The sequence below is a fragment of the Dietzia sp. E1 genome, from assembly GCF_014145015.1.
Classification (GTDB): domain Bacteria; phylum Actinomycetota; class Actinomycetes; order Mycobacteriales; family Mycobacteriaceae; genus Dietzia; species Dietzia cinnamea_A.
This window is the reverse complement of sequence record NZ_JAALDU010000474.1, coordinates 1-3499: the sequence shown is the minus strand read 5'-3', so window position 1 is coordinate 3499 and position 3499 is coordinate 1. Positions and strand designations below refer to the sequence as shown.

Here is a 3499-nt window from a genome sequence, read left to right as displayed (position 1 = left end):
GGGGGACGTGGACGGGGTTACGACGACGAGTGCGCGGTCGCCCGCGGCATCGTCACGCTCTCGGGAATCGTGACGGCCTCGTCGGCGGCACGACGGCGCAGGTTGGTCGCGGCGGACGGCGGCGGACCGGACGGGAGCGGCGACGTCGGATCGCTCCGGTTGAGCGAGTTGCAGCCGCTGGAGATCAGCTACGTCACGGCGGACGGGGTGCACGTGGTGCCGCGGTCGGACCTCGCCGCTGCGAGCGTCGACCCGATCGCGGTCGACGAGCAGGCGTGGTTGCGCCGGTTGGCCGACGACCCGGGTCTGGCCGCGCGCCTCGCGCTGCGCGCCGGCCGGCAGATCGCCGGCACGCGACCGGTTCTCGCGGGCGTCGACAGCTACGGGATCGACGTGAACATCGGGTCGGTGCATTCCGGGGTCCGCGAGTTCCTCCGGGTGCCGTTCCCGCAGGTCTGCGCCGATTCGGAGGACGTCCACCGGGCGCTCGCCGAGCTGACACGGTGACCTGTCACACAAAAGTTTCCTAAAGACCCTTGCCTTTGAGGGTTGCCTTACCTAAGTTCATCGCTGCGGGTAGTCACGTCCCCGCACCCGCTTCCCGCTCCGGCACCGTCCCTGAGGCGCCGGAGCGGGGGACGGGAACCGCGACGACGAGAGGCGAAGGCATGCGATCACTGGTGGGACCCGTACCGGAGCCGGCCGAGCGGGCGAGTTCAGCGCTACGCCGGTGCCCGCGCGCCACCCTCACGTTCGGCTCCGCCACCCCTGCGGTCGCCCTCGTGCACCAGAGTCCGGGGACCGCCGACCTCAGCCTGGTGATCCCGATAGCCGACGCGGCATCCATCGGGTTCGGCGGGGTCACCGCCCGACTCGAGGTACTCGACGAGATCATCGGGGGAGTGGCCCAGGGTCGCTGCCGCCGCATCGTCGTCGTCGAGGGACGCGTCGAACAGACGGGGACGCGCGCCCAACGGATCACCGCCGCCGACATCGCGCGCGACCTCCCCGACTCCGCCCTCCTGGGCGTCGGATCCGACTCCGCCCTCGTCCGGCTCCGTGCCGACAAGATCGTCCTCACCGACGACGAGGGCGTCACCGACATCGCACCCGACGACCTCGCCACCTCCGGCCCCGACCCGTTCACCGACCTCGAGGGCCACTGGCTCGACCACCTCAACGACCCCCGCTGCCAGGTCGTCCCGCGCATCGCGCTCCGCGTCTGCCGGTGCCTGCCCGCCGTGCGGCCCCTGCTCATCGGCATCGACCGCGCCGGCGTGGACATCGAGCTCGTCGACCGCGAGGGCCGGATCCGCCGCGAGCGACTGCCGTTCGCGGAGGCGTGCACGGGCGTCGCCGAGCTCGGCACCCAGCTCCGTCTGCTCGCGGGGGGCGCCCGGTACCCTCAGGACCGTGCTGCTCTCCGACCGTGACCTCCGCGCCGAGCTCGCCGACGGGCGGCTGGGCATCGATCCCCTCGACCCCGCGCTGATCCAGCCGTCGAGCATCGATGTCCGCCTCGACCGGCTGTTCCGTGTCTTCAACAACTCGCGCTACACCCATATCGATCCGGCGCTGCAGCAGGACGAGCTGACCGAACTGGTCGAGGTCGCCGAGGGTGATCCCTTCGTGCTGCATCCCGGCGAATTCGTGCTCGGCGCGACCCTCGAACGACTCGCCCTGCCGGATGATCTCGCCGGCCGGCTCGAGGGCAAGTCCTCCCTCGGTCGCCTCGGCCTGCTCACCCATTCCACCGCCGGGTTCATCGATCCCGGCTTCGACGGGCACATCACCCTCGAGCTGTCGAACGTCGCGAACCTGCCCATCACCCTGTGGCCCGGGATGAAGATCGGCCAGCTGTGCCTGTTCCGGCTCTCCAGTCCCGCCGAGACCCCGTACGGCAGCGCGATCGTGGGGTCCAAGTACCAAGGCCAGCGCGGACCGACGGCGTCGAAGGCGTACCTCAACTTCCGCTGAGCCGGGCTCTGCCGCGAGCCGTGCGGCGCGCACCACCCGGGGCGTGCGGCGCGCACTGCTCCACCGTCGTTCACCAGCGCGTTCCCACCGCGACGCGTTGACGCGGTAGAACGGCGCCATGCGTATGACCGTGTTCGGGACCGGATACCTCGGCGCCACCCACGCCGCCTGCATGGCCGAGCTGGGCCACGAGGTGCTGGGGGTGGACGTCGACGAGGCCAAGATCGAGCGGCTGCGCCGCGGCGAGGTGCCGTTCTACGAGCCGGGCCTCCCGGAGATCCTGCTGCAGCACGTCGAGTCGGGTCGGTTGCGGTTCACCACCGACTACGCCGAGGCCGCCGAGTTCGCGGACCTGCACTTCATCGGGGTGGGCACGCCCCAGCGCAAGGGCGAGTTCGCCGCCGACACCACGTATGTGGAGGACGTGGTGACGCGGTTGGTGCCGCTGTTGACCGCGGATGCGGTGCTGGTGGGCAAGTCGACGGTGCCGGTGGGTACGGCCGCGCGACTGCAGGGTCTCGCGGACTGGCACGCCCGGGCCGGGGTGCGCGCGGAGGTGGTGTGGAACCCGGAGTTCCTGCGGGAGGGTTTCGCGGTCAAGGACACGTTGACGCCGGATCGGATCGTGATCGGGCTCGCCGGCGGGCCGGACGAGCAGGGGTTCGCCCGTGAGCTGGTCGAGCAGGCCTATGCGCCGATCCTCGAGTCGGATCCGTGTCCGGTGATCGTGACGGACCTGGCGACCTCGGAGCTGGTGAAGGTGAGCGCGAACGCCTTCCTGGCGACCAAGATCAGCTTCATCAACGCGGTGTCGGAGGTGTGTGAGGCCGCCGGTGCCGACGTGACGGTGCTGGCCGATGCGATCGGTATGGATCCGCGGATCGGGCGGCGGTTCCTCAACGCCGGGCTCGGGTTCGGCGGGGGCTGTCTGCCCAAGGACATCCGGGCGTTCATGGCGCGTGCGGGGGAGCTGGGCGCGGACGAGGCGATGACGTTCCTGCGGGAGGTCGACTCGATCAACATGCGGCGCCGGGAGCGGATGGTCGACCTGACCGTCGAGGCGTGCGGCGGCACGGTCATCGGCAAGACCGTCGCGGTGCTGGGGGCGGCGTTCAAGCCGAACTCCGACGACGTGCGTGACTCGCCGGCGCTGAACGTGGCGGGGATGCTCTCGCTCAAGGGCGCCAGCGCGGTGGTGTACGACCCGCAGGCGCTGGACAACGCCCGGGCCCTGTTCCCGACCCTGACCTACGCCGAATCGGCGCTGGCGGCGTGCGAGGGCGCGGACGTGGTGCTGGTGGCCACCGAGTGGGCCGAGTTCGTCGAGCTGGACCCGGTCGCGGTCGCCGAGGTGGCGCGGGGCCGGATCCTGCTGGACGGGCGCAACTGCATGCCCGCCGACCGCTGGCGCGAGGCCGGTTGGACCTACCGCGCCCTCGGCCGTGGAGTCCCCGTGGTCGCCGGGGCCGGATTCGGCGGGCCCGCGGGAGCCGCCGGGGCTGCGGGAGTCGAATACGGCGCC

General features: G+C 71.5%; 4 protein-coding genes. All 4 read left to right on the top strand.

Going from position 1 to position 3499, the window contains the following annotated elements; translation table 11 throughout:
- On the top strand, positions 1-507 hold a 507-nt coding region (locus G6030_RS14210; RefSeq protein WP_241724371.1), incomplete at its 5' end, for a DUF2470 domain-containing protein.
- Positions 508-668: 161 nt separating this feature from the next.
- Positions 669-1433, top strand: coding sequence for a hypothetical protein (locus G6030_RS14205; protein WP_106385129.1), 765 nt, complete (start codon positions 669-671; stop codon positions 1431-1433).
- Entirely contained in the window at positions 1414-1977 is a 564-nt protein-coding gene (gene dcd / locus G6030_RS14200) for a dCTP deaminase (RefSeq protein ID WP_182643568.1), read from the top strand. Before G6030_RS14205 ends, dcd begins: the two co-directional genes overlap by 20 nt.
- 118 nt (positions 1978-2095) lie before the next feature.
- Positions 2096-3499, top strand: a 1404-nt coding sequence (locus G6030_RS14195; protein ID WP_182643567.1) for a UDP-glucose/GDP-mannose dehydrogenase family protein, incomplete at its 3' end; no start/stop codon positions are given.